This is a genomic window from Paenibacillus sp. N3/727 (assembly GCF_022637315.1).
GTDB lineage: Bacteria > Bacillota > Bacilli > Paenibacillales > Paenibacillaceae > Paenibacillus_AQ > Paenibacillus_AQ uliginis.
In genome coordinates this window covers 5,094,894-5,120,224 of the sequence record NZ_CP093336.1, presented here as the reverse complement: position 1 = coordinate 5,120,224, position 25,331 = coordinate 5,094,894, and the positions used below count along the sequence as shown (strand labels likewise).

At 46.6% G+C, this 25,331-nt stretch carries 19 protein-coding genes, 2 tRNA genes and 1 other annotated feature; of the genes, 19 read left to right on the top strand and 2 right to left on the bottom strand.

Translation table 11 applies throughout. The features are described 5' to 3' along the window. A complete protein-coding gene (locus MNQ98_RS23785) occupies nucleotides 1–444 on the bottom strand; it encodes a GNAT family N-acetyltransferase (RefSeq protein WP_241930459.1) in 444 nt (147 codons plus the stop codon). A gap of 597 nt (nucleotides 445–1,041) precedes the next feature. On the opposite strand from MNQ98_RS23785, the gene ilvB reads away from it, so the two are divergent. The 13 genes from ilvB to MNQ98_RS23720 all read left to right on the top strand — a co-directional run bounded on the left by ilvB (nucleotide 1,042) and on the right by MNQ98_RS23720 (nucleotide 16,134). Continuing rightward, nucleotides 1,042–2,784, top strand: coding sequence for a biosynthetic-type acetolactate synthase large subunit (ilvB, locus tag MNQ98_RS23780; protein ID WP_241930458.1), 1,743 nt, complete (start codon nucleotides 1,042–1,044; stop codon nucleotides 2,782–2,784). 4 nt (nucleotides 2,785–2,788) lie between these two features. Continuing rightward, nucleotides 2,789–3,274 (top strand): acetolactate synthase small subunit, encoded by a 486-nt coding sequence (gene ilvN, locus MNQ98_RS23775; protein WP_208920108.1) that lies wholly within the window; start codon nucleotides 2,789–2,791, stop codon nucleotides 3,272–3,274. Between the two features lie 147 nt (nucleotides 3,275–3,421). Next, nucleotides 3,422–4,414 carry a ketol-acid reductoisomerase gene (gene ilvC, locus MNQ98_RS23770; RefSeq protein WP_208918113.1) on the top strand — a complete coding sequence of 331 codons (993 nt, stop codon included), beginning with the start codon at nucleotides 3,422–3,424 and terminating at the stop codon, nucleotides 4,412–4,414. 101 nt (nucleotides 4,415–4,515) lie between these two features. After that, the gene (locus tag MNQ98_RS23765) at nucleotides 4,516–6,054 is read left to right on the top strand and encodes a 2-isopropylmalate synthase (protein WP_241930457.1); all 1,539 of its coding nucleotides are present in this window, start codon (nucleotides 4,516–4,518) and stop codon (nucleotides 6,052–6,054) included. Nucleotides 6,055–6,683: 629 nt separating this feature from the next. After that, nucleotides 6,684–7,766 (top strand): 3-isopropylmalate dehydrogenase, encoded by a 1,083-nt coding sequence (gene leuB / locus MNQ98_RS23760; protein WP_241930456.1) that lies wholly within the window; start codon nucleotides 6,684–6,686, stop codon nucleotides 7,764–7,766. A gap of 178 nt (nucleotides 7,767–7,944) precedes the next feature. Next, nucleotides 7,945–8,484, top strand: coding sequence for a peroxiredoxin (locus MNQ98_RS23755; RefSeq protein ID WP_208918116.1), 540 nt, complete (start codon nucleotides 7,945–7,947; stop codon nucleotides 8,482–8,484). A 269-nt stretch (nucleotides 8,485–8,753) separates the two neighbouring features. Further along, nucleotides 8,754–9,161, top strand: a complete 408-nt coding sequence (locus MNQ98_RS23750) for a hypothetical protein (RefSeq protein ID WP_241934021.1) — start codon at nucleotides 8,754–8,756, stop codon at nucleotides 9,159–9,161. Nucleotides 9,162–9,636: 475 nt separating this feature from the next. Further along, nucleotides 9,637–10,725 carry an ATP-binding protein gene (locus tag MNQ98_RS23745; RefSeq protein WP_481856791.1) on the top strand — a complete coding sequence of 363 codons (1,089 nt, stop codon included), beginning with the start codon at nucleotides 9,637–9,639 and terminating at the stop codon, nucleotides 10,723–10,725. 153 nt (nucleotides 10,726–10,878) lie between these two features. Further along, a complete protein-coding gene (locus MNQ98_RS23740; RefSeq protein ID WP_241930454.1) occupies nucleotides 10,879–12,408 on the top strand; it encodes a leucyl aminopeptidase in 1,530 nt (509 codons plus the stop codon). 90 nt (nucleotides 12,409–12,498) lie between these two features. Next, entirely contained in the window at nucleotides 12,499–13,455 is a 957-nt protein-coding gene (locus tag MNQ98_RS23735; protein WP_241930453.1) for an aldolase catalytic domain-containing protein, read from the top strand. 309 nt (nucleotides 13,456–13,764) lie between these two features. Beyond that, complete coding sequence (locus MNQ98_RS23730) at nucleotides 13,765–15,861, top strand: putative bifunctional diguanylate cyclase/phosphodiesterase (protein ID WP_241930452.1); 2,097 nt, start codon at nucleotides 13,765–13,767, stop codon at nucleotides 15,859–15,861. A gap of 114 nt (nucleotides 15,862–15,975) precedes the next feature. Next, nucleotides 15,976–16,049, top strand: a tRNA-Pro gene (locus MNQ98_RS23725). 11 nt (nucleotides 16,050–16,060) lie between these two features. After that, nucleotides 16,061–16,134, top strand: a tRNA-Gly gene (locus MNQ98_RS23720). Nucleotides 16,135–16,369: 235 nt separating this feature from the next. On the opposite strand, the gene MNQ98_RS23715 is transcribed toward MNQ98_RS23720, so the two are convergent. Beyond that, nucleotides 16,370–17,149: a YheC/YheD family protein gene (locus MNQ98_RS23715; RefSeq protein WP_241930451.1), complete on the bottom strand. Its 780-nt coding sequence runs from the start codon at nucleotides 17,147–17,149 to the stop codon at nucleotides 16,370–16,372. A 233-nt stretch (nucleotides 17,150–17,382) separates the two neighbouring features. Between MNQ98_RS23715 and MNQ98_RS23710 the strand changes: the two genes are divergently transcribed. From MNQ98_RS23710 to pheS, 6 genes are all read left to right on the top strand, one after another. Next, a complete protein-coding gene (locus MNQ98_RS23710; RefSeq protein ID WP_241930450.1) occupies nucleotides 17,383–18,693 on the top strand; it encodes an AMP-binding protein in 1,311 nt (436 codons plus the stop codon). After that, nucleotides 18,690–19,667 (top strand): 2,3-diaminopropionate biosynthesis protein SbnA, encoded by a 978-nt coding sequence (sbnA, locus tag MNQ98_RS23705; protein WP_241930449.1) that lies wholly within the window; start codon nucleotides 18,690–18,692, stop codon nucleotides 19,665–19,667. Before MNQ98_RS23710 ends, sbnA begins: the two co-directional genes overlap by 4 nt. 3 nt (nucleotides 19,668–19,670) lie before the next feature. Then, nucleotides 19,671–20,645: a 2,3-diaminopropionate biosynthesis protein SbnB gene (locus MNQ98_RS23700; protein ID WP_241930448.1), complete on the top strand. Its 975-nt coding sequence runs from the start codon at nucleotides 19,671–19,673 to the stop codon at nucleotides 20,643–20,645. A 385-nt stretch (nucleotides 20,646–21,030) separates the two neighbouring features. Further along, the gene (abc-f, locus tag MNQ98_RS23695) at nucleotides 21,031–22,884 is read left to right on the top strand and encodes a ribosomal protection-like ABC-F family protein (protein WP_241930447.1); all 1,854 of its coding nucleotides are present in this window, start codon (nucleotides 21,031–21,033) and stop codon (nucleotides 22,882–22,884) included. Nucleotides 22,885–22,986: 102 nt separating this feature from the next. Beyond that, nucleotides 22,987–23,826 (top strand): nucleotidyltransferase domain-containing protein, encoded by an 840-nt coding sequence (locus MNQ98_RS23690; RefSeq protein WP_241930446.1) that lies wholly within the window; start codon nucleotides 22,987–22,989, stop codon nucleotides 23,824–23,826. A 96-nt stretch (nucleotides 23,827–23,922) separates the two neighbouring features. Further along, nucleotides 23,923–24,195: a binding site (T-box leader), on the top strand. A gap of 76 nt (nucleotides 24,196–24,271) precedes the next feature. After that, nucleotides 24,272–25,306: a phenylalanine--tRNA ligase subunit alpha gene (pheS, locus tag MNQ98_RS23685; RefSeq protein ID WP_241930445.1), complete on the top strand. Its 1,035-nt coding sequence runs from the start codon at nucleotides 24,272–24,274 to the stop codon at nucleotides 25,304–25,306. Nucleotides 25,307–25,331: the final 25 nt, after the last annotated feature.

Below are 25,331 nucleotides of genomic sequence, written 5' to 3'. Positions count from 1 at the left end.
TTACCAAATCTTCTCCATTTCATAGCATTGGTTAGGTGTAATAATACGGATGATGCTGTAGCCAAGCTTTTGGTAAAAAGAGAGCCCTTTCTGGTTTCCCAAGTCCACCATAACTTTGGCCCGTTTGCATCCGCGGGATAATGCGAAACCTTCAGCATGCTTCATCAAGGAGATTCCGAGGCGCTTCCGCTGTGCAGCGGGTGCAACGGCGAGCATGTCAATATATAACAACTCACCATGAAGCATGAAATGGATAAAAGCGATTATGTTCCCTTCCTGATTGGGGGAAGCAACCAGTGTAACTCCTCGGCGGAGTCTTGTCGGTATATCTTTACGAATGGTGTCCAATTCCTTGGGACTCAGGTTGGATAAAGGGACCAGTTGTGATTCAATTAATTGTAAAATGGCCGCATCATCCTGTCCGGGTTTGCGGTAGCGAATCATAAATCCTGCCTCCCCTCGCTGCCGTTAAACAGATCTCGATTTATCATATGTAGCAAGGGCTAAGAGGGTGTTAACGGGAATGATTGGGAGAGGGATAGGCAGGCAAAGAATGAAAAGCTGACGTATGAAGTAAAATAAATGTGTTGACTTCTCGAATCAATGAATCATATAATGTTTCTAAACATTTTAACGAATAATTCAATCGGCAATGATGAGGACGAAGTTTAAAGGGCTCTTTTGCTCAGAGAGTGGACGGAACAGCTGCAACCTCCACCAAAATCCCTTTTATACGAGCTCACCTCGGAGCTGTTTCCCTGAAAAACGCTAGTCTGATACTTCAGCACATTAATAGGACAGTGTCTATTAGGGGAAATCGTCTGGTTCTCGTTACGAACCGCAGATATTGAAGCTGTGGCTTATAGATGGCGGCTTCATACCTGCTGAGGCTTTGCATTGCGAAATGTGAAGCAAACATGGGTGGTACCACGGAAGCTAAACCTTTCGTCCCTCACACGGAGAAATCCGGTGTGGAGGACGGAAGGTTTTTTTGTTGTAAATGCCATAGGAGAGATCCAATATTTGAGAGGAGGATGACTGATGAGCGCGCAAACTCCAGAAGTGCGGTCTACAGAACAATTACGAGAGAAATGGATGAAGCCCGAAGTGATTACCGGATCGGAAATCTTGCTTCGGAGCCTTCTTTTGGAAGGTGTCGAGTGCGTCTTCGGATATCCGGGAGGAGCCGTACTGTATATTTACGACGCCATGTATGGATTTGAGGATTTCAAGCATGTCCTGACCCGTCATGAGCAAGGCGCCATTCATGCGGCTGACGGATATGCCCGTGCAAGCGGCAAAGTCGGTGTATGTATTGCAACGTCAGGCCCTGGAGCAACAAACCTCGTGACTGGTATTGCTACAGCTTTTATGGATTCGGTCCCAATGGTAGTCATTACCGGTAACGTAGCAACAACCCTGATCGGAACGGACGCCTTCCAGGAAGCCGACATTACTGGCATTACAATGCCAATAACGAAGCACAGTTACCTGGTCCGGGATGTGGAGGATCTGCCGCGGGTCATCCATGAAGCCTTTCATATCGCATCCACAGGACGTAAGGGACCTGTACTGATTGACATTCCGAAGGACGTATCGGCGGCCAAGACACTGTTCAAACCAGGTGAAAGCCTTAACCTGAGAGGATATAATCCTCGAACGGTTCCTAACCGTTTGCAGCTTGATAAACTGTGCCGGGCCATTGAGGATGCGGAATGCCCAATGATCATTGCCGGCGGCGGCGTTATCTACTCGGGAGCACACGAAGCGCTGCATGAATTCGTGAAGCGAACACAAATTCCGATCACAACCACGCTTCTTGGACTCGGTGCCTTCCCAAGCGGACACGAGCTGTGGACGGGAATGCCGGGGATGCACGGGACGTACACTTCCAATCATGCCATTCAGAAATGTGACCTGCTGATCAATATCGGCGCCAGATTTGATGACCGGGTGACGGGTAAACTTGACGGTTTTGCGCCGAATGCGAAAATCGTCCATATCGATATTGACCCTGCTGAAATCGGCAAGAATGTTCCAACCGACATTCCAATTGTCGGGGATTGTAAAACAGTGCTTGAAATGATCAACCCGGATGTACCAGCTGCAATGAAAGCCGACGCTTGGAGAGACCAGATCCGTAAGTGGAAAGAGGAATATCCGTATAGGTATACGGATTCGGATGAAGTTCTGAAGCCGCAGTGGGTTATCGAAATGCTGAACGATACGACGGACGGCGAAGCGATTGTAACAACGGACGTGGGTCAGCATCAAATGTGGTCTGCTCAGTATTACAAGTTCAACCAGCCGCGCTCATGGATTACTTCGGGCGGCCTTGGAACGATGGGCTTCGGCTTCCCTTCAGCGATTGGTGCCCAGATGGCGCATCCCGACCGGTTGGTCATTTCGATTAACGGGGACGGCGGCATGCAGATGTGTTCGCAGGAACTTGCGATCTGTGCCATCAACAACATTCCTGTAAAGATTGTCGTGATCAACAATCAAGTACTTGGAATGGTTCGTCAGTGGCAGGAACTGATCTACGACAACCGTTACAGTCACATCGACCTGTCAGGAAGTCCTGACTTCGTGAAACTTGCTGAAGCTTACGGGGTAAAGGGCTTGAGAGCTACAACCAAGGAAGAAGCACGCGCCGCTTGGGCAGAGGCATTGGAAACTCCGGGACCTGTACTCATCGATTTCGTGGTAGAGAAAGGCGAAAACGTATATCCGATGGTAACCCAGGGCTCAACAATTGATCAAATGCTGATGGGGGATGCGTAAGATGATGAGTTTAAAACATACCATAGCTGTACTCGTAAACGATCAGCCTGGCGTCCTCCAGCGGGTTGCCGGATTGTTCGGCCGGAGAGGTTTCAACATTGAGAGCATTACGGTAGGTCAGTCGGAAGAAGCCGGTTTGTCCCGTATGGTCATCGTTACAACAGGTGATGACACGACTCTGGAACAAATTGAGAAGCAGCTGTACAAACTGATTGATGTTATCAAAGTTATCGATCTAAGTTCCAAGCCAATGGTAGCCAGAGAGTTGGCGTTGATTAAAGTTAAGGCCGAGCCTGCATCACGGCCGGAAATACTTGGAGTTGTCGATACATTCCGAGCATCGGTTGTTGACATTGGCGCTGTAAACATGATGGTACAGGTTGTTGGTGATACAGAAAAAATCGATGCAATGATCGAACTGCTTAAGCCATACGGAATCCGGGAACTTACCCGGACCGGCGCTACCGCAATGATCCGCGGCAACGCGTAATACTTAAACATTTTTATAACGATTGTAATGAGGCACACACCCGGAACGTGATGAGCGGGTGTTTCAGGAGATCGGAGGGAGTTTCGGGTCTATTGAAATACCCGCTCATTCATGAAGGGTCTTTAAAATCAAAGGAGGACTTATAAAATGCCAGTAACTACTTATTATGAACAAGATGCAGAACTCAACGTACTTAAGGACAAAACGATTGCTGTAATCGGCTACGGAAGCCAAGGTCATGCTCAAGCGCAAAATCTGCGTGACAGCGGAATTAACGTTGTTATCGGCCTTCGCGAAGGTAAATCCTTCGATAAAGCCAAAAATGACGGTTTTGAAGTGCTTCCGGTAGGTGAAGCTGTAAGTCGCGCAGATGTAGTTCAAATCTTAATGCCTGATGAAACACAAGCTTCTGTATACAAGAACGATATTGAACCAAACCTGAAAAAAGGCGCGGCTCTTATGTTCTCCCACGGCTTCAACGTACATTTCGGACAAATCGTAGCTCCAAAGGAAAACGATGTTCTGTTGGTAGCTCCTAAATCCCCGGGCCACATGGTGCGCCGTACTTATGTTGAAGGATTTGGTGTACCTGGTCTGATCGCTGTTGAGAAAGATGCAACAGGACAAGCAAAAGAAATCGGTCTTGCTTATGCTAAAGGTATCGGCTGTACTCGTGCAGGCGTTATCGAAACTTCGTTCCGTGAGGAAACCGAAACCGACCTGTTCGGTGAGCAAGCTGTACTGTGCGGCGGCGTTTCCGAGCTGATCAAAGCTGGTTTTGAAACACTGACTGAAGCTGGATATGCTCCTGAAATGGCATACTTCGAGTGTCTGCATGAACTGAAGCTGATCGTTGACATGATCTATGAAGGCGGCCTGGCTTCCATGCGCGATTCCATCAGCAACACGGCTGAGTATGGTGACTATGTAACCGGACCTCGCATTGTGACGGAAGAAACGAAAAAAGCGATGAAAGAAGTATTGTCCGACATTCAACAGGGTAAATTCGCCCGCGACTTTATTTTGGAGAACCAGTCTGGCCGTGCATTCCTGACTGCAACACGCCGCAACGAATCAGAGCATCCGGTAGAAGTTGTCGGTGCTCAGCTGCGTGAAATGATGCATTGGATCAAGAAGTAAGACTTATAATGTACTAAATAACAAACTGCCGGCGGTATGGGATGTTCATGTTCCTGCCGCCGGAGGTTTATGTAGAGCAAAAACTTCAAGGAGGTGTCAGCATGCGTAAGATTTATGTTTTTGACACAACGCTGCGGGATGGAGAACAATCACCCGGCGTAAACTTAAACACCCGTGAAAAAGTAGAGATTGCCCATCAGCTTGAAAAGTTGGGAATCGACCGCATGGAGGCCGGCTTCCCTGCGGCTTCGCCCGGAGATCTGGCCGCTGTTAACGCTGTAGCGCGTGCTGTGAAAAATGTGACAGTGATCGGTCTGTCCCGCTCACGGGAGCAGGATATCGACGCCGTCCGCGAAGCACTTCAGGGAGCGCAGGATCCTTGTATTCACGTGTTCCTTGCAACATCGCCGATTCATCGCAAGTTCAAGCTGCGGATGGAGAAGGAGCAAGTACTGGAAACAGCACAGGCTGCTATCCGGTACGCAAAAAAATATTTCTCCAAGATTGAGTTTTCTCTTGAAGATGCCGGACGTACAGAGCGTGAGTTTTTGGCTGAGATGGTTGGTATGGCTGTCCGCGAAGGCGCTAATGTGGTTAACATCCCGGATACGGTCGGTTATTTGAACCCATCGGAATATGGTGCTATTTTTAAATTTCTGAAGGAGAACGTTCCTGATATTGAGAAGGTGCAACTGAGCGCTCACTGCCATAATGACCTTGGTATGGCGACAGCTAATACGCTCTCGGCTATTATGAATGGAGCGGATCAGATTGAAGGCACGGTGAACGGAATCGGGGAGCGTGCCGGTAACACGGCCATTGAAGAAATCGCCATGGCTCTCGAGACGCGCCAGGAGTTTTTCCAGGCCAAAACTGGACTGCATCTGACGGAGATTGCACGTACGAGCCGCCTTGTCAGCAAGCTAACAGGTATGGTAGTCCCTGGGAATAAAGCAATTGTCGGTGCGAATGCGTTCGCCCATGAATCCGGTATTCACCAGGACGGTATGCTGAAAGAGAAAACAACCTATGAGATTATGACACCGGAATCTATAGGTCTAAAAGAAAGTAAGCTGGTCCTCGGAAAGCATTCCGGACGCCATGCATTCCGCGAGAAGCTGCTGGATCTCGGCTATGAGTTGAATGAAGAACAAGTGAATGAGGCTTTTTCCAAGTTCAAAGTGCTGGCTGATAAGAAAAAGGAAGTATCCGATGACGATCTGCTCGCATTGCTCGAAGAGAGGTTGACGGATACACCGGAAGTATTCAAGTTGGAAACGATGTTTGTTGTTTACGGAAATGCCTCAACACCTACAGCTCGAGTTACGATTGAGACGGAGAATGGAACGATTGAGGAAGAGGCTGAAGGCAACGGATCAGTCGACGCCATCTATAATGCCATTGATAAAGTGACGGCTGAAGAGGTTACGCTATCGGATTATTCGATCAAGTCGGTATCCCGCGGTAAGGATGCACTCGGTGAGGTACACGTGGTTCTGTCTCAAAATGATGTCGCAGCCCAAGGCCGCGGACTCAGCACGGACATTCTGGAAGCGAGTGCCCGCGCTTATGTGGATGCGGTTAACCAGTTGATTGAGAAACGTAAAACGTTCGGACGTCGTGACCGCGTCACGTTGTAACATTGGGAATTGCTTTATTAGTCTATTTTTATAATTAAAACAGGCATCCGGTTTTGTACCCGGGCGCCTATTTTTTTGTGTATTTATAAACTCAATTGCAATCTGTTGCTGGGGATTTATTGTTAGCTCTCTCTGATAACAACTACCAAGTATAAGACTGAGATGGCTGACATACACGGTGCGCGATTCATTTGAGCAACATATGATTTGTCCGTAAGTAAAGGGTCGAATTACCATTTTGATCAAGAATGGTTTCTTCATGTATAACTGTTTTAAAGTGGATGTATGCAGGAAACAGCAGAGAGGACGAATCGATTCCGGAGAAGCGATAGCGGTAAAAGCTTTCCAAAAGAAAGCTCGCATCGAAAGCATATGCTCTTTTGTCCCCAAATTTTTACTGATGAGTAATAATTCAAAATAATTCGGGGGCAACAGCGATTGGAGGAACGATTCGTACTCGTAGCGTCTTACAACGAAGAAAGGGTGGGCCAGGAGGAAGTAAACTGACTTATAGGAAAAACTTATAAAGTTCATAGATTCTATATCTTGGTCAAACGAGCGAGATATATGTTACAACAGTAACTAGGATAAACCGGACGTATGTAGATATCGATAAGGAGTGACTTACCATGACACAAACGAAAAAGATCGCTGTTATCTCGGGGGACGGAATTGGTCCGGAAGTGGTGGCAGAAGCGGAAAAGATTATTAAACGGACGGAAGACGTATTCGGATATTCTTTCACGACTGAGCACGCTTTGTTTGGCGGAATCGCCATTGACCAAAAGGGAACCCCGCTGCCTGAGGAAACATTGAATGTGTGTAAAAGTGCGGATGCGGTATTGCTTGGCGCGGTTGGCGGACCTCAGTGGGACAACAATCCGAAAGAACTTCGCCCGGAGACCGGATTGCTAGGCATTCGTAAAGAGTTGGGACTGTTCTCTAATCTCCGACCAGCTGTAATATTTGATTGCCTGAAGGATGCATCTACGCTGAAACCGGAAGTTTTGGAAGGTACGGACCTGATGGTAGTGCGGGAGCTTACGGGCGGTATATACTTCGGTGAGAAATTTAGACGTGAGGGAGCGAACGGAGAAGAGGCGGTAGATACTTGCGTTTACAACACGACGGAAGTGGAACGTATTGTACGGCAAGCGTTTGAAATTGCACAGAAACGACGTAAGAAGCTTGCTTCGGTCGATAAGGCAAACGTGCTGGAAACATCCCGCCTGTGGCGTGAAACAGTAAACCGGATCGCTCCTGAATATCCGGATGTTGAGCTGGAGCATGTGCTTGTTGACAATTGCGCGATGCAGCTGCTTCGTCGGCCGTCCAGCTTCGATGTTATCGTAACGGAGAACATGTTCGGAGATATTTTGAGTGATGAAGCAGCAATGCTTACCGGCTCCATCGGCATGTTGGCATCAGCTTCGATGGGTGAAGGAGATTATGGATTGTATGAGCCGGTTCACGGATCAGCTCCGGATATTGCGGGACAAGGTCTGGCGAATCCGATTGCCACTATCCTGTCCGTTGCACTGATGTACCGTTTGACATTTGGATACGCAGGAGCGGCAGATGCGATTGAGCGCGCTGTGGCAGAGGTACTAGATGCGGGTCACCGCACAGCTGACATAGCAGTCGATAAGAGCAAGGCGCTGAGCACAACTCAAATGGGTGATTTGATTGCTGCAGCCATCCGCAAGCAATAGACGCAAACCGTGATTTTGTTCGAGTAATCTCCTTATTTATAATAATTATAAATAAATAACTTCTATAATGTTGACTTTGACAAGCCTCAATGATAACATCATGTTCATAGGAGCATCAATCTACATTATATGAGAGAATAACTTATTTTCTTACATATATTTAAGGAGGAAATCAATCATGGCAGAACGTTTGGTTGGTAAAGCAGCACCGGATTTCACAATGGAAATGGTATCCGGAGATGGTAAAGATTTTGGTAAAGTAAGCTTGTCTGATTATCGTGGCAAGTGGCTTGTATTCTTCTTCTATCCGCTTGATTTCACATTTGTATGCCCTACTGAAATCACAGCTTTGAGTGATGCATACGATCAATTTAAAGCACTGGATACTGATGTGCTGGGTGTCAGCATTGACTCCGTACACAGCCATAAAGCTTGGATCAACGCATCCAAGGATGCTAACGGTCTGGGAACACTTAACTTCCCACTGGCTTCCGACATCACGAAAAATGTTGCTAGAGACTATGGTATCTTGATTGAAGAAGAGGGCATTGCATTGCGTGGTCTGTTCATCATCGATCCAGAAGGCGAATTGAAATATCAAGTTGTTAACCATAACGATGTAGGCCGCAGCGTTGAAGAAACGCTTCGTGTTCTGCAAGCTCTGCAATCCGGTGGACTGTGCGCTATGAACTGGAAGCCAGGAGATACCAACCTGTAAGTACAAGCGAATGATCTAATATAGGATTGAGCCCTCATTGCCTGTCAGGTTGCAGGCAGTGGGGGCTTTTTTCAACAACAGGTTGTTAACGGACGTTTATTTTAGCCAGTAATGGTAGATATATAACGTATATATGTGTAGGCCTTTATACTTGCATCTCAGGACAAATGACCCATTTTTTTACAATGGTATTCAAATTGAAGGAATTAGGGACAATGAAAGCGAATACAATGTCTAAACAATATTGAAAGCAGGGGAAGGTGAACGATATGAGTTTTTGCTGTGGGGCTAGTATGGTGGGATCAAAAGGTACGTTGAAGCATTATCGAACTCAAGTGCATAATGTTCCCCTGTTGTTTTGTCCGGTTTGCCATCGAATGGAAGTCCATTATCGGGTGGAGAATGAATATGAAATTTTAGCGGAATACGCACACGGCGATGGTGCAGACCATGTGGATTTTCAGGATTATGTGATGGAAGACGAAGAAACCATTTTTGAGAATGTAGTAAACCGGGAATCGGAAGATGACCTTGAGGTCGTTCAAAGCCAAATTGATATGTCGCTTGATTTGCTGGCTGTAGCAAAGTGGATGCAGGATGAAAAGTGGCAAAACGAATTAAAAAGAAGGCTTGCGGTTATGAGTCAACGTCGTATTCGGCTTCAGCAAAAAGCGTAACCCACATGCTAAGCCCTCCGACAAGAGGGCTTTTTCAAGAGATTAGAAAGTATAAACATCGGAGTAGAGTGCATCTTTATCTTGCAAGAAAAACAACCGCTAAGTACGGTCTGTCTTCTTTGAAGTACGTCGATAGATGTTTTTCTCATGATGAGATAGATTGAACTCGTTAGGCAACAGGTGAAATCCCTATCTCGCTAAGATGCTATGCCAACACGGCGTGAGTTGCGAAAAAGTAAACGTTAAATTTATTTTTGTTGAGATCTGATGTTATTCGACAGTATCTCTGATTGACGTTTCTCTGCAGGCGTGACTATCATGAAGAAAACGTGTAAAAACAGGCGCTGGTCTTTTTGCAGAGATTGTACCCATATGTCTTTGTCTGCATGAAACTTGTGTTTTGGCGAGTTCATCTTTTTGAGAAAAGGGGGGAGCCATCTTGTTGAGTGAAATCCGAGGAACTGAGCTGGAGGAAATGGGATCATTTCATCCGAATCAGCTTGTAAGAACAAAGTATGAGAATATTTTGGAAAATCTCGACAGCGGTATCATCCTTTTTGATAGCGATGGGGTTCTGGCCTTTGTGAATGTACAAATGGCCAAGCTGTTAGGCGTGCCACGAAAATCACTTGCGGGTTGCACTCTAACTGAGCTTTTGCGTCATCCCCAGCTCACCAGATTCAAGAAGAAAAAAATACTGCGGCTCTTTCGGGAAACCATCTTTCATCGCAAAAGATTTCATGAGCTTCTGGACGAATACGGTAAGTCGTGGTTGATCACGATGACATATGGTGATCAAATGGAAGGAGATTTTCTGATCAGCGTTAAGGATGTGTCTGATTTTAAGCAGATTGAGCAGACCGCTTATCAGAATGACAAACTGGCCATGCTGGGCAAAATTTCAGCATCCATTGCACATGAAATCCGAAATCCTCTCACTTCTATCCGGGGATTTATCCAGTTGCTCCGGCCGCATTTGATGAGCCTTGGGAAAGATGAATACGCACGTATTATTCTAACGGAAATAGATCGGGCGAACGATATCATATATGAGTTTTTGAACTCTTCCAAGCCATCCGCACCGCAAACCACAGTCATTCCGGTGACTTCACTGCTGAAGGAAGTTGTTCTTTTGACTGAAAGCGAGGCTCTGATGAAGGGCTGTCAGATTAGTTTACATCTGGATGAGCGGGATCCTACTTATATATCGGTGGATGTTAAACAGATCAAGCAGGTCCTTTTAAACCTGATAAAAAATGCTTTAGATGCGATTGATGAGAAGCTGGATGACCCCGGTGTGGGTATGATTGAAATCGGAATGAAGCATCATGAAAAACATGTTAGTATTCTTGTATCCGATAACGGTGGCGGGATGGATCAAAATACATTGAATCATCTGTTCAATCCGTTCTTTACAACAAAAGAAGGCGGGACAGGGCTCGGCCTGTCGGTTAGTTACCGTATCATAAAAAATCACGGAGGCTCGATTGCCGTGGAAAGTCATGTCGGTACGGGAACAGAGTTTGAAATAATGCTTCCTAAAATGGAGGGGACAAGCTTTTAACACAATAATGAATTCGACAGGGAATAGTCGTCGTTCTTATGAACGGGCTGTTCCCTTTTATAATGATGCAAGTGGTTGTGCTACAATATTACATAGTATTTATAAAAACACTTGTTCACGACATAAATATATCTGTAGAATGGAGGAATTTGAATGTTATGGACTTGGAAAAGTGGGGTCACTTACGATCAAGTAAACAGTGATGCACTCATTGTTCTGGTAACCAAACAGCAGATGAAAGAAGGAGGGGTAGCACCTGAATGGGATCACCTTCTAAAAGAGCTGAATGAAAGAGGGTTATTTCAGGGGGCGGCGAATCGGACATATGTGCTGCCGATACATAATGAAGGTGGTTTTCGAACTTTGATCTTGACGGGTAGAACAGAAGGGCCGATGACATCGGAGCAGCTGCGGTTGGCTGCAGCACAGGGAGCTAAAGCGGCTGTGAAAATCGGCGCAAAGAAACTTTCGCTTGAAGTTCCTGCGACGATGATGCAGTTTACTGTGGAACAAGATATAGAAGAAGCGGCTCAAGCTCTGACGGAAGGTTTTTTGCTAGGCGGATATCAAGCGAAACGGTACAAGAGAGATGAGGGCGTTAAGGAAAACATTCAGGAAGTTGTCTTTTTTACGAAAGACAGTCATAGCGATGCCGGTACCGAGGAGTCTTGGGAACGTGGATTTGCCCGCGGAGAAGCAGTCGGAGAAGCGACATGTCTGGCCCGTGACCTTACCAACCTGCCGGGAAATATGCTTGTTCCTGACGATTTGGCACAGGCGGCTATGGGTGTAGCAAAGCGCCACGGCATGGAGGGCTATGTGCTGAATGAGAAGAAGATCGAGGAAAAAGGTATGGGAGGTCTGCTTGCCATCGGAAAAGGTAGTGTTAATCCCCCAAGAATGATCGTGATCAAATATCAAGGAACTGAGACTTGGGATCATGTCATTGGTCTTGTGGGTAAAGGCATCACGTTTGATACCGGAGGTATATCCCTTAAAAAGGCAGCTGGTATGGAAGAAATGATCAGTGATATGGGTGGAGCAGCAACCGTATTGGGTGTGATGGAGGCTTTGGGCCGGATACGACCTAAAATTAATGTGGTGATGGTGATCCCATCGGCGGAGAACATGCCAAACGGAAATGCGGTGAAGCCTGGAGATGTAATAACGACATTGAGTGGTCGCACAATTGAAATATTGAATACGGATGCGGAAGGCCGCGTGGTTCTGGCAGATGGTGTTACTTATGCGAAGGAACTCGGCGCATCGCGCATTATCGATGTCGCAACTTTGACCGGTGCTGTGCTCACTGCTCTTGGCGATGTCGCGACAGGCGCAGTGACCAACGACGAAACCTTTCTTCAGGAGCTTGTTGCATCATCTAGACGAGCTGGAGAAAAGGTATGGCCTCTTCCCGCGTATCCAGAGTTTTGGGACATGCTGAAGAGTGATGTGGCCGATGTAAGAAACTCAACCGGGCGCTTGGGAGGAACCATTACGGCGGGATTGTTCATAGGTACCTTTGCCGACGGCCTTCCTTGGGTTCATTTTGATATTGCAGGTACTGCATTTTTACCTAAAGAACGGGGTGTTGACCCAAAAGGAGCGACAGGAGCTTTAGTTCGCACCATTACGGATTGGGCTCTCACCCAAGAAACAACTGAATTAGCTACTATTGGGTAAAGTCCGCTGTCGCGGACTTTTTTTCTTTACTTTTCGTCAGTCGTTCAAGTATGATGAAGAGAAAACTTGGATGAAGGGAGTTTAACTTGGATGAAAAGTAGTAGAACCAAAATCGTAGACTGTACCATCCGCGATGGTGGATTGGTCAATAATTGGGATTTTAGTGTAGAATTCGTGCAAAATTTATATGCCGGCCTGAATGAGGCAGGCGTGGACTATATGGAAATCGGTTATAAAAATTCACCCAAGTTGTTGAAGGGTGCCGATCAATCAGGTCCATGGCGCTTTCTCAACGATGACTTCCTGCGCGAAGTGATCCCGCAAAAAGGCAGAACTAAATTGTCAGCACTTGTCGATATCGGCCGTGTTGATGAGGATGATATTCTCCCGCGTGAAGAGAGTCTGCTGGATCTGATCCGAGTAGCTTGTTATATCAAGGACGTGGACAAAGCATTGGATCTTATCCAAGTATTTCATGACCGGGGATACGAGACTACTATCAACATTATGGCTTTATCGAACGTCATGGAGAACGAACTGCTTGAAGCGTTTGAGCTGATTAAAGACAGCGTAGTTGACGTTGTGTACATCGTTGATTCCTACGGCAGTCTGGATCATAAAGATATTAAATATTTAGTGGATAAATTTAAGACTCATTTGCCAAACAAACGTCTGGGCGTGCATACGCATAACAACATGCAGCTGGCGTTCTCAAATACCTTGGTGGCAGCCGAGAACGGTGTTGAGCTGCTCGATGCGTCTGTTTACGGTATGGGGCGTGCTGCCGGCAACTGCCCGACAGAGCTTCTGGTTACTCATTTAAAGGGAACCAAGTACGAACTTCGTCCCGTATTGGACATCATTGAGCGTTTTATGATCCCTCTTCGTGAAAAAGAAGAATGGGGCTACCTCATTCCATACATGATCACAGGTACGCTTGATGAACATCCTCGTTCTGCGATGGCTTTACGAGCTTCGGATGACAAAGACAAGACTGTCGACTTTTATGACAAGCTGACAACACCGGAAGTTACGTTTAAAAAATAACATTTCCATGCCATATCAAGTTGAAATGAAATGACATGACTAATAGCACTTTTCCTTGATGGGAAAGTGCTTTTTTATTTGAATTTATTCACATATTTTTTGCACAAAACCGATAAAAACAAGGGATTAAAAACAATATTAATTAAATTTTTAGTTGATAAAAATTGAATAAAACGACAAATTGTCGAACGATGTCATGCACAATGTCGCTTTACGAGGAAGTGATGCAGGAAATTGAAGATCTACGTGGAATCCATAATTTAGTAAATCTATTGAAATGACACAAAATTGACGGGGGTACAGCTAAACATGCTGAACAATGTAGAAGAGAGAAAGACCGTAAGAACGGGCATAGCCGTTGTTGTAGCAGTCCTCCTGCTCCTGTTTTTTCAAAATCCGGTTTACCGGTTTCATGACTGGAGCGAATACGCTCCTTTATATTTGGCTGCTGGTGTAGCGAATGTGGCTATTTGTTTTTCGATTTTTACACAGGGATGGATTTATTTTTCCAATCAGCTTTCGCGTCAGCGGCTTTATACAGGCATGTTGTTTTTGTTCGTGCTTATCTTTGATCTGATTCATACATTGGGTGCTATCGGGTTTCCTTTGTTCCACTGGACTCTATCCATGAACGAATCACTGTGGCTGCTGTTATTATCGAAATATGCCGTGGCTCTCGGTATTCTGTTTACGTTCAGCTTTCGGGACCGGGCTGTAGGTACATTGTATAAGCGTATTATTCTTATGATCAGTATTTTAGGCAGTTGTGCAGCAGTGGCTTTATTTTTCATGTGGCAATCACGGCCGGTTTTGATCAATGAGCAAGGCATGACTATGGTTAAGAAAGCAGCGGATACAGGCATCTTGGCCCTCTTACTGTTAGCAGTCGGGATGATTATATATAAGGGACATGCTGAAAAACCTCCCTCTCTTCTAATTATCGTCCGGGGACTTATCTTTTTTATCCTGGGTCAGATTTTATTTGTGAAATCTTCCTATATCACCGATGTGGACCATCTCTTGGGGCTCGCCTGCGGTTGTATTGGCAGCTTCCTGATTCTCCGCGGTGGTTACCGCCTTTCGATTCAGGATCCTCTGGATGAGCAGCGGAAGGCAGAGGCACAGATCAGCTACCTTGCTTATCATGATGATCTGACAGGTCTTCCGAATTTACGGAAGCTGCTTTTGCGTTTGGAAACCTTTATCGAAAAAGGTCATGGGATAGAAGGGTTAACGGTGGCTGTTCTGAATATTAAACGCTTTAAGACCATTAACGATTCATTGGGCCGTGATGCTGGCGATTGTATTTTACAAATGGCATCTAGACGTATTGTACATGAAGCGAAAATCTGGGAAGAGGTTTATAGTATGGGAGGAGATGAATTTGCCATTATCTTAACGGATGGTGGCACCTCAGAACAGATGATTGATCGGATTGAAAGCTTCCTTAATCTGTTTAATAAACCATTACAGTATGAGTTAGGTGACTATCATTTATCACTTTCGGCAGGCTTCGCCATTTATCCAGAAGACGGGACTGCGGCGGACCAGCTGGTTCAGAATGCAGATACGGCTGTCCATGATACTAAAGGAGAGCACCGTATACGGCGTTATGCTCCCTTTATGCAGCTGAAGGCTCAGGAACGGCTCATCATGGAAACTGAATTACGGCGTGGTTTGGAGCGAGGAGAGTTTTTCCTTGAGTATCAGCCACTGGTATGGTTGCAAACCAACCAGGTTGTAGGGATGGAGGCTTTGGTCCGCTGGAACCACCCTGTACGGGGAATTGTATACCCGGGTGAATTCATTACGATTGCCGAGGACAGCGGACTCATTGTACCGCTCGGTGAGTGGGTTCTAAGACAGGCTTGTCAGCAAAACAAGCAATGGCAAATGGCAGGATATAGGCCGCTTTGTGTTTCGATCAATCTTTCTTTGGGACAGTTTATTCAACCTAACCTTCCGGAACGGATTGCCGCTATTTTAAAAGAGATACAGCTGGAACCCCAATATGTGGAGCTTGAAATTACAGAGTCGATGACGCTCGATAAGGAGGCAGCTCTGGATCAGCTTCACCGATTGAAGAAATTAGGCATTAAGATCAGTATCGATGACTTCGGGACAGGGTATAGCTCTTTGCATTACCTGAAAAATTTGCCTATTGACCGACTTAAAATTGATAGATCCTTTGTTAATGAAATATTGCGGGACAACAAGAATGCAGCTATTGTTTCTACCATTGCCACAATGGCTCATCACTTGAAGTTGAAGGTTACCGCTGAAGGTGTCGAGACGGAGGATCAGCTTAGCTTTCTTAGGAATCAGCAATGCCATGAAGGTCAGGGCTATTATTTCAGCCGCCCGATTGGGGCACGGGATTTTGAGAGATCGTTTTTGATTCAATGAAGACGCAGGGGAGTTTTAGTCTCCCCTGATCCACTCATTGTATGAAAATACCAGTTGCAATTGTTTAACACACATGGTATATTTATTTTTGTCTTCAAGACAGCATGTTGTTGACGGGATGTAGCTCAGCTTGGTAGAGCACCTGGTTTGGGACCAGGGGGTCGCATGTTCAAATCGTGTCATCCCGATTGTCATATATGCGGGTGTAGTTCAATGGTAGAACTCCAGCCTTCCAAGCTGGTAGCGTGGGTTCGATTCCCATCACCCGCTCCATTATATACATAACCAAGTCTCTGGCACGCTAACTATAGCGGCGGAGGCTTTTTTTGTTAAGGAAAAGAAATTTATTTGTTTTTCGTGGTTCATAACACATAAATAGCGGCTGAGTAGGAATCATCGAAGTTTCGATTCCTATTCAGCCGTTTTGTTAAAATATCAGAAAGTGTAGACGAATGAGCTCCGTTTCCTGATCATTTTTAAGAGACTATCTGTGATTAGGCTTTTGAGATTACGGAGCCCTTTTCGCCTTGGTGCATGTCGTTCTGTGATGTCTTCCGTAAGCTTTGCCATACGCCACAATGGTGCGAATGACTTTGGGATTCGGTAGTAGAGAGAACGGAGCTGCGTCGGGATAGGTGTTGACCTCCAAAATCCACGGCTTAAGCCTCCGGTCCAAGCCGATATCTAGCCCGAGCTCGTTCAAGTGTGGATACGTTTGGCTTAATCTGGCTGCAGTCACATGGGTGATTCTATTCATACTACGCAGCACAGCTGCAGTCTTTCCCTTGTTCGCGAAGGGGGCAAGCAGCACGGAAGGTTCATAGATCGTACCTCCTTGGCTTCCGTTAGTAACGGCTTTACCTGGGTGAGCAAGGCGTCCGATTGTGCCGGTACATTCCCACTTACGTTTCGGATTGCGCTGAATCATGACGCGAAAATCGAAAGGGCGGCCGTTATACTTGAGCAGATGAACGCCTTTTTGAACCAGATACTGCCGATGGCCAAAGTGTTTGCATATGGAAGAGAACATGGAGCTGAAGCTTATAAAGGTAAATACTTTCACTCCGTTTTGATAACGGTAACCTTGCTTTATTTTCTCTACCCGGATGACTCCCTTTCCCTGAGAGCCTTTGTCAGGTTTTACATATATCATACCGTGTTGTTCAAGCATGCGGGATAAAAGCTGCCGGTTCAAACGTTTGGTGAGTGGGATATGCTTAGCTAATTTTGAGCTGTTAAGCATCAGATTTGTTTTGTGCATTTTACTTACTAGAATGCTTTTTAACATGTCTGTATTCTTCCCTTCATTCTAGGCGCTGGTACTTAACAGTCTATGATATGGTGAAGGGAACGGGATGGTATGGTTAGCTGCCTACATTGCGGAAATATAGCTGCAATTATTAAATATAGCCCTAATTACAGGATTAATCCCGTCATAGACGCAAGAACATCGCCAACTCACGCTGCATACAGTGGATTGTAAAGCAGGGCGATTTGCCTAATGAGAGAGGAGGTCTGTTTATGATCTCGTCTGAAGATTTACATCGGATTATTGAACGAATTAAAGTGTACTGTCCCTGGTATGTCCAATGGCTCGAATCACTGCAGAAGGATAAGAGAATTGAATTAGAACAACTGCCACTTATAACCGCTCCTGTTTTGGAAAGGTACTATTACTCCTCTGAGAATCCGCTTGCCGGATCGAGTGGTCTTTACGAATACCGCACCTCTGGCACGAGCTCAGGCAGGCGCAAAGCAATTTATTATTCCGAAACCGATGAAGCAGCATATATGAGAATCAAGCTGGATGTGTTCCGTACAATTATGGGCTCGGCCGGTTATCGAACCGCTTTGGCGGATATGGGAACCGGTCATGCGGAAGCGACGGCTGCCCGGGTATTTAGACAATTGGGGATGGAGGTTACGTCAATTCCCTATACCCTGCCTATTGAGCAGCATTTGGCTCGATTGCAGAGCTTTCAGCCAGAAGTGCTCTACACAATGCCATCCATTTTGGATCGTATATTGCTATCGTCCGAGCATCCCGAGTCGTATGGAATCCGTCATGTCATTCTCGTAGGGGAGATGGCCCCGGCTGGCTGGATAAGGCGAGCCGCGGAACGTCTGGGCATTGCTGTGGAGCGGATTACGGATACTTACGGATCTATTGAAATGGGGACGTTGGCCTATTACTCACCCCAGTATGGACGTTATTTGCTAACCGAAGGCTTGATTGCTGAAGGAGTCGGGACGGAAGTGCTCGGAGAAGGCGGGGAGCCGTTACCCGAACAGGAACAAGTACTCGTTCTGACATCGACGGCAAGGGAATCTTTCCCTGCACTTCGTTATGTGACGTATGACGTGGTTCGGGATTTGCGTCCCATCATCGTGGATGGTGTGGAGCGAATGAGCTTTCAAAGCATTGTCAAACGAATCGGACCGGATTTGAAGCACGGCGAGAAAATAAGTATCTACGATATTGAAGATGTCGTTAATCGGCACATGGGGCGATTGAGCAGTGTTCGTGTTTATATGGATGGAAATGAGCTTAAGGTGGTTGTGTACAGTCTCGACGATCCGAACTGCTCGAACGGACACAGATCAGAAAAGTTAAATGGACAGAAACATACGAACAAATCAAAGGCGTCGAGACAGCTGTTGGAGGCCGTTCGACAAGAATTGGAGGAACGCATACCGGAGATTGAAGCGATGATTCGTTCAGGAATTCTCGGTCGGATTCAGGTCATGTACGGTAGCTTTCAAGATGAAGAGCAGCGAAGTAGGGTTAAACATAAAAAAATCTACTATGACAAAGTTGAGGGATCTGAATGAAGCTTGAGGGAGGAATTGTTGACGCGATTGGCGGTACACCTCTCATACGATTGTCGCGACTGTTTAGCGGGGAGCCGTTTGAAGTATACGGAAAGCTGGAGGGAATGAATCCCGGGGGAAGTGCCAAGGATCGACCTGCGCTCTATTTGTTGAAGGAAGCGATCCGTCGCGGCGATATTACGGAGGATAGTGTCATAGTAGAATCCAGCTCAGGGAATTTGGCCATAAGTTTGGCCCAGCTATGCCGCTATCTGGGCTTACGCTTTATATGTGTTGTTGATCCCCGGACGACCGAGCAGCACAAGAGCATCATCCGCAGTTTCGGTGGGGAAATCGATCTTGTAACTGAGCCTGACGAGCAGACGGGGGAGTTTTTGCCGGCTCGAATTCGCCGGGTCAGTGAGCTGGTCAAGCAAATTCCGAATGCCTATTGGACGAATCAGTATGGGAATTTGGACAACAGTCTGTCTCACACCGAGATGACGATGAGGGAAATCTGCGATAAGCTTGGTTCTATCGATTATTTATTTTGCGGTGTCAGCTCCTGTGGTACGATTCGAGGCTGCTCGGATTATATCAGGTTCAGGCGGTTGAGTACAAGAATCGTAGCGGTTGATGCCGCAGGAAGCGTTATTTTTGGAGGAACGAAAGGTGCTCGTCAGTTTCCGGGTCTCGGTGCAGGCATCGTTCCGGGGCTTTATCACCAGGGGATTGCGGATGAGGTACAGTATGTATCCGATCGGGACTGTGTTGAGGGCTGCCGTCAACTGGTTATCAGTGAATCCATCTTGGCAGGTGCATCATCCGGTGGTGTCATTTCAGCGATTCTTCGCATGAAAGCGCATATTCCGAAAGGAGCTGTATGTGCAGCGATCCTGCCAGACCGTGGCGAACGGTATATGGATACCATATATAACGATGATTGGGTACAGCGGGAGATTGGCTTCGCCCCCCGTTTACTACAGGAGGAGTAGTCTATGCTGTACCTGAACGACAGCCACATTCAGGAGTTAGGAATAGATTGGCGTGTGTTGACTGGCATCATTCAGGATGTTGTCCGGATTGAGGATGAGGGTGACTGTGTGCATCCGTTAAAGCCATATTTGAGATTCAGAAATCCGGAGAATCGGATCATCGCGATGCCAGCTTATGTGGGAGGGAGCTTCAACCTGGCCGGGATTAAATGGATTGCAAGCTTCCCGAAAAACCATCTCCACGGACTGCCAAGGGCACATAATACGATAATTTTGAACGATACGGCAACCGGGGAGCCGCTAGCTTTCCTAAACAGCGGACTACTGAGCGGACTCCGAACGGCAGCCGTCAGTGGTGTGATGCTAAAAGCCTATGTGGAGGCTCGGCAGCCCGCAGGGATTAGGCTCGGGATTATCGGCTGGGGGCCAATTGGCCGACTCCATCTTGATATGTGCGCCGCGATCCTTGGTGATAAGCTGAAGCAGGTTACCTTGTACGATCTGAGAGGAATTGATCCGGCAACCGTTCCCGCCGAACTGCGGAATATTACGATTATAGCGGATGATTGGCGTATCCCATACCGTCATGCCGACATCATCGCTACCTGCACTGTATCGGCTAACCGGTACATCGATGAGGTCCCGAAGGAGGGAGTGCTGCTGCTAGGCGTATCCCTTCGTGATTATATACCCCGGTCCGTTGCACATGTCAAAACAATCGTAGTTGACGACTGGAATGAAGTTTGTCGTGAAAATACAGATGTAGAGCAGCTGCATCTCAAGTATGGATTGCAGTTATCGGATGTCTGTACGCTCGCAGATGTCGTATGCCGTGACGCACTCATTCACAGAGGGACGGAAAACACGGTGTTTTTTAACCCGATGGGTCTAGCGATCTTCGACATAGGGGTTGCGGGTTATTATTGGGCTAAGGCGCAAAGGCTTGGCAGCGGTGTGAAGCTCGATCAAGGGGAATAAATGTAGACATGACGGGAAGATTATTGTTATAATGAGACCAATTCATTCCAAGAACTGTGAGGTAACCTATACGATGAAGTAAGACACCCTTTCTTTCGACAACTGCAAGCGTTAATGCAGGCGTTTTCTCTACGGCGGTAGAGGGAAAGACTTGGTGTGTCTGAAAAAGATGATACGGTGAACTTCGTTCGTATGAATCGGCGAGATTTGATAGGGGTAATTGCTTCTTTGGTGTACCAATGAAGTGGCTGTGTGCGGAATGAACAGCATAAGTACTTATTCCCTGTAAACTCGCACTTATTTCAGATATACACTTTTCCAATCATCCGCCGCAGACATCGTCTGCGGTTTTTTCGTGAGTTTTCACATGGAAAGGATGAGGAATATGACCATTATATTAAAGGCTTCCGACATTAGCATTGAACTGCAAGGAACTCCACTGTTTTCAAATATTCAATTAGAGGTAGCTGAAGGGGAACGGGTTGCTCTGTTTGGCAGAAACGGCTCGGGGAAATCGACACTTTTGTCCATATTGACAGGGGATACGGAACCAACAACTGGACGTGTTGAAGCACGTTTATCACGCAATCGTTGGGGCTGGCTCAAGCAGCAGGACCGGCCGGAGGATCATATGTCGGCGCTGGACACGGTTCGGCGAGGCAGTAACGAAGCATTATGGCATCTGAAGCACGAATTAGCCGAGCTAGAGCAGCTAATGCAACAGGCCAGTCAGGACCAGAGTGCAGAGCTGCTGGTAAGATACGGTCAGCTGCTTGACGAATATGAGACAAAAAATGGTTTTCAGTGGGAAACCGAGGTTGAAAAAGCGATGACCATGCTCGGGATTCATTCTGAGCTGTGGACCGTCTCTTTCAGAGAATTAAGCGGAGGGCAAAAGACCCGGGCTCAACTCGCTGCCTTGTTAGTATCAGAGCCACAGCTTCTTCTGTTGGATGAGCCGACCAACCATCTGGATGGGGAGAGCCTCCTGTGGCTGGAACAATGGCTGCTTTCCTATAAAGGAACCGTTTTGTTCGTATCTCATGACCGGGTATTCATGGATAAGGTAGCTACTGCAATCTGTGAATTATCTTCCGAGGGCTTGAAACGGTATAAAGGTGGTTATAGCGCATATCGGCAGGAGAAGGAGCGAGAACTGCGTGAACAGGAGGCGCTGCACCGTAAGCAGGAGCTCGCCCGCAAAGCGTTGGAAGAATCCATCCGGAGGTATCAAGAGTGGTTTCATCAGGCGCATAATTCGGCTGGGGACAACAACGAAGTGAAAATCACAGCGAGTTTCTACAAGGCTAAAGCGAAAAAGAACATTTCCCGCTATCATGCGAAGCAGAAGGCGCTGGAGCGTCTTGAAGCCGAGAGTGTGGATAAGCCACGGAATGATTCTAAACTCAATATGAAGCTTGGCGGGGAAACGTTGGGTGCACGAATGCTGATTCGTGTAGAAGATCTAAGCTTTGGATTTGGAGAAGGGCTTCTTTTTAACAAGCTTTCTTTTCAATTGTCCCGTGGTGATCGCTTGGCGGTTCGCGGTCCTAACGGAAGTGGCAAGACAACGCTGCTCAAGTTGCTGATGGGTGAGATCGAGCCGTCTGAAGGTAAGGTGGTGCATCATCCGGCATTAAAAATCGGATATTTCTCACAGGAGCTGGAAGGCTTAAGTTTAGAAACGACCCTGCTGGACAGTTTGTTGATGCTCCCCGACATGACGCAAAGCCGGGCGAGAACACTACTGGGATGCTTTTTGTTCAGTCGGGATGATGTATTCAAAAAGATAGGCGATTTAAGCATGGGTGAGAAATGCAGAGCCGCTTTTCTGAAATTGTATTTTAGCGGTGCTCATCTCCTGGTGCTTGACGAACCAACCAATTACCTCGATGTGGATACGAGGGAAGTGATTGAAGCGGTGCTTGGAGATTACCCTGGTACCATTGCGCTTGTGTCCCATGACCGTTTTCTCGTTCGGAAGCTGGCGAATCGACTGCTTACACTGAATCCGGGAGAAGATCCCGTATGGTATGAAGGCAGTGCTGAAGAGGAAGAGGAGCAGATGTCTCGAACCCATGTTATCAGGGGGGACAGTCAGAAGGAGAACCGGCGGATGGAGCTGGAGTTCCGAATTCAGGAGCTTTTGGAAACCACGCCGGACAGCAATGATAAAGAAGCAGAGCAATTGTTGGAAATACGTGTGCTGCGACATGAGCTGGAACAGTTGCGTGGCTAAGCTCTCCCGCATCATGATTGGGAATGAACCCAGCATGATGCGGGGTCATTGATTAACTGATGTTATTTTCGCATGAGTAATCTGGTTTAGGAGATGACAACAATGACTGTAGATGAAATCGTACAGTATGTTAGCCGCGAACTGGAACATATACCCGGGGTGATCGGTATCGTTCTTGGCGGATCAAGAGCCAGGGGCAACCATAAGCCGACCTCAGATATCGATATCGGTATTTATTACGATGAACAGGCTGGTTTTGATATCGAAGAGATGAATCGAGTAGCTGAAAAATTGGATGATGAACAAAGAGGGAAATTAGTTACGCCATTAGGCGGCTGGGGTCCATGGGTAAATGCCGGGGGCTGGCTTGCTGTCCAGGGGTATCATGTCGACCTGATTCTTAGAGATATTCACAGAGTTTCGGGCGTCATTGATGAATGTATGTCAGGCGTAGTATCAACACATTATCATGCTGGCCATCCACATGCTTTTCTAAATGTAATGTACATGGGGGAAATATCGATATGTAGAGTACTGGTGGACCCAATCGGTAAAATACGAAATCTAAAAGCCAAAACGACACCTTACCCCAAAGCATTGCAGGATGCGATAATCGGATATTTCAGGTTCGAAGCATCTTTTTCCTTGATGCACGCTGACAGCAATGTTAACAAAGATGATATCTCATATGTAGCGGGGTGCTGCTTCCGGACGATATCCTGCTTAAATCAGGTGCTGTTCGCAAAGAATAAGGAATACTGTATCAATGAGAAAAAAGCGGTTGCCTTAGTGGATAGTTTTCAAATGAAACCGAAGGATTACAAGCTGCGTATTGATAAAATTATGACGCTCCTGTCTTCAGAGCAAGACCGCACCAGAGAAGGTGTAAATATGCTGGGTCAGCTCGTTCAAGAAACTGAAATGCTGATTGATCGACACTGATCCACTGAGTACTTTTTACTCATCTATAAAATAGGCATATGAACTTGTCATGAGAGGCATAATTGAATATAATATAGACTATATATGCTGAAAAATGTAAATGCGTAGATGGAGAAGAGTAAGCAGTGCCTCTTTACAGGGAGGAGACGCCACAGATTGAGAGCGTTTCTATGGAAACAGGCTGTTGAAGTTCGCTCCGGAGCAGTTCCCTGAACGCGGTTGTGGCTGTTCAGTAGGGGATAACGGGTTCCGACACGTTATGTCGGTTAAAGTGAGCATGCGGCTTGATAGCTGCTGAATAACGGAAGTTGTTCGGGTTATGTATTAGCGTGCTAACAAGGGTGGTACCACGGTCTTTTCGTCCCTTTCGGGAGAAAAGGCTTTTTTTTGTTGAGTTGAACTACTTTGTACGTCACTGAGATGAAAGAAGGGGGCATGAGAGGCTATGAAAGAAAAATTGGAAGCATTGAAGCAGGAGGCATTGGCCCAACTGCAGGAGGTAATAGATCCGCAAAGTTTGAATGATCTGCGGGTCAAGTACTTGGGAAAAAAAGGTGCCTTGACTGAAATTTTAAGAGGGATGGGATCTCTTAGCGCTGAAGAGCGTCCGGTTATCGGCCAGGTCGGAAATGTAGTGCGGGGAGCCATCGAAGAAGTCATTACAAGTAAACAGGAGGCTTTTCAGCGTAAGGAAACCGAGAAGCGCTTGCGCGCGGAGAAAGTGGACGTTACACTGCCGGGACGCAAGCTTGCTCAAGGTGCGGTTCACCCGCTGAGCAGAGTTATCCAAGATATCGAGGATGTTTTTATCGGGATGGGATACCGTGTAGCGGAAGGCCCTGAAGTAGAGACTGATTATTTCAACTTCGAAGCGCTGAATCTTCCTAAGAACCACCCTGCTCGTGATATGCAGGACTCCTTCTATTTGACTGAAGACTTGCTGATGCGTACACAGACATCGCCGGTTCAGGCTCGCACGATGCTGGACATGAAGGGCGAAACGCCTGTTAAAATTATATGTCCTGGTCGTGTATTCCGTCGTGATGATGACGATGCAACACACTCCTTCCAGTTCCACCAAATTGAAGGGCTTGTGATCGGACGCAATATTCGCATGAGTGATTTAAAAGGTACTCTGTTGCAATTTGTACGCGAAATGTTCGGGGACAATACACAAATTCGTCTTCGTCCGAGTTTCTTCCCGTTCACAGAACCGAGTGCAGAAGTGGATGTATCTTGTGTGAGATGCGGGGGCAGTGGCTGTCGTGTATGTAAGCACACAGGCTGGCTAGAAATTTTGGGCTGTGGAATGGTTCATCCAAAGGTACTGGAGATGGGTGGATATGATCCGGAGCAGTATAGCGGTTTTGCCTTCGGAATGGGTGTTGAACGGATTGCGATGTTGAAATACGGTGTTGATGACATCCGTCATTTCTTCAATAACGATATGTCATTCTTGAAACAGTTCGCACGGATATAACTTTAAACAAAAGAAGGAAGTGAAC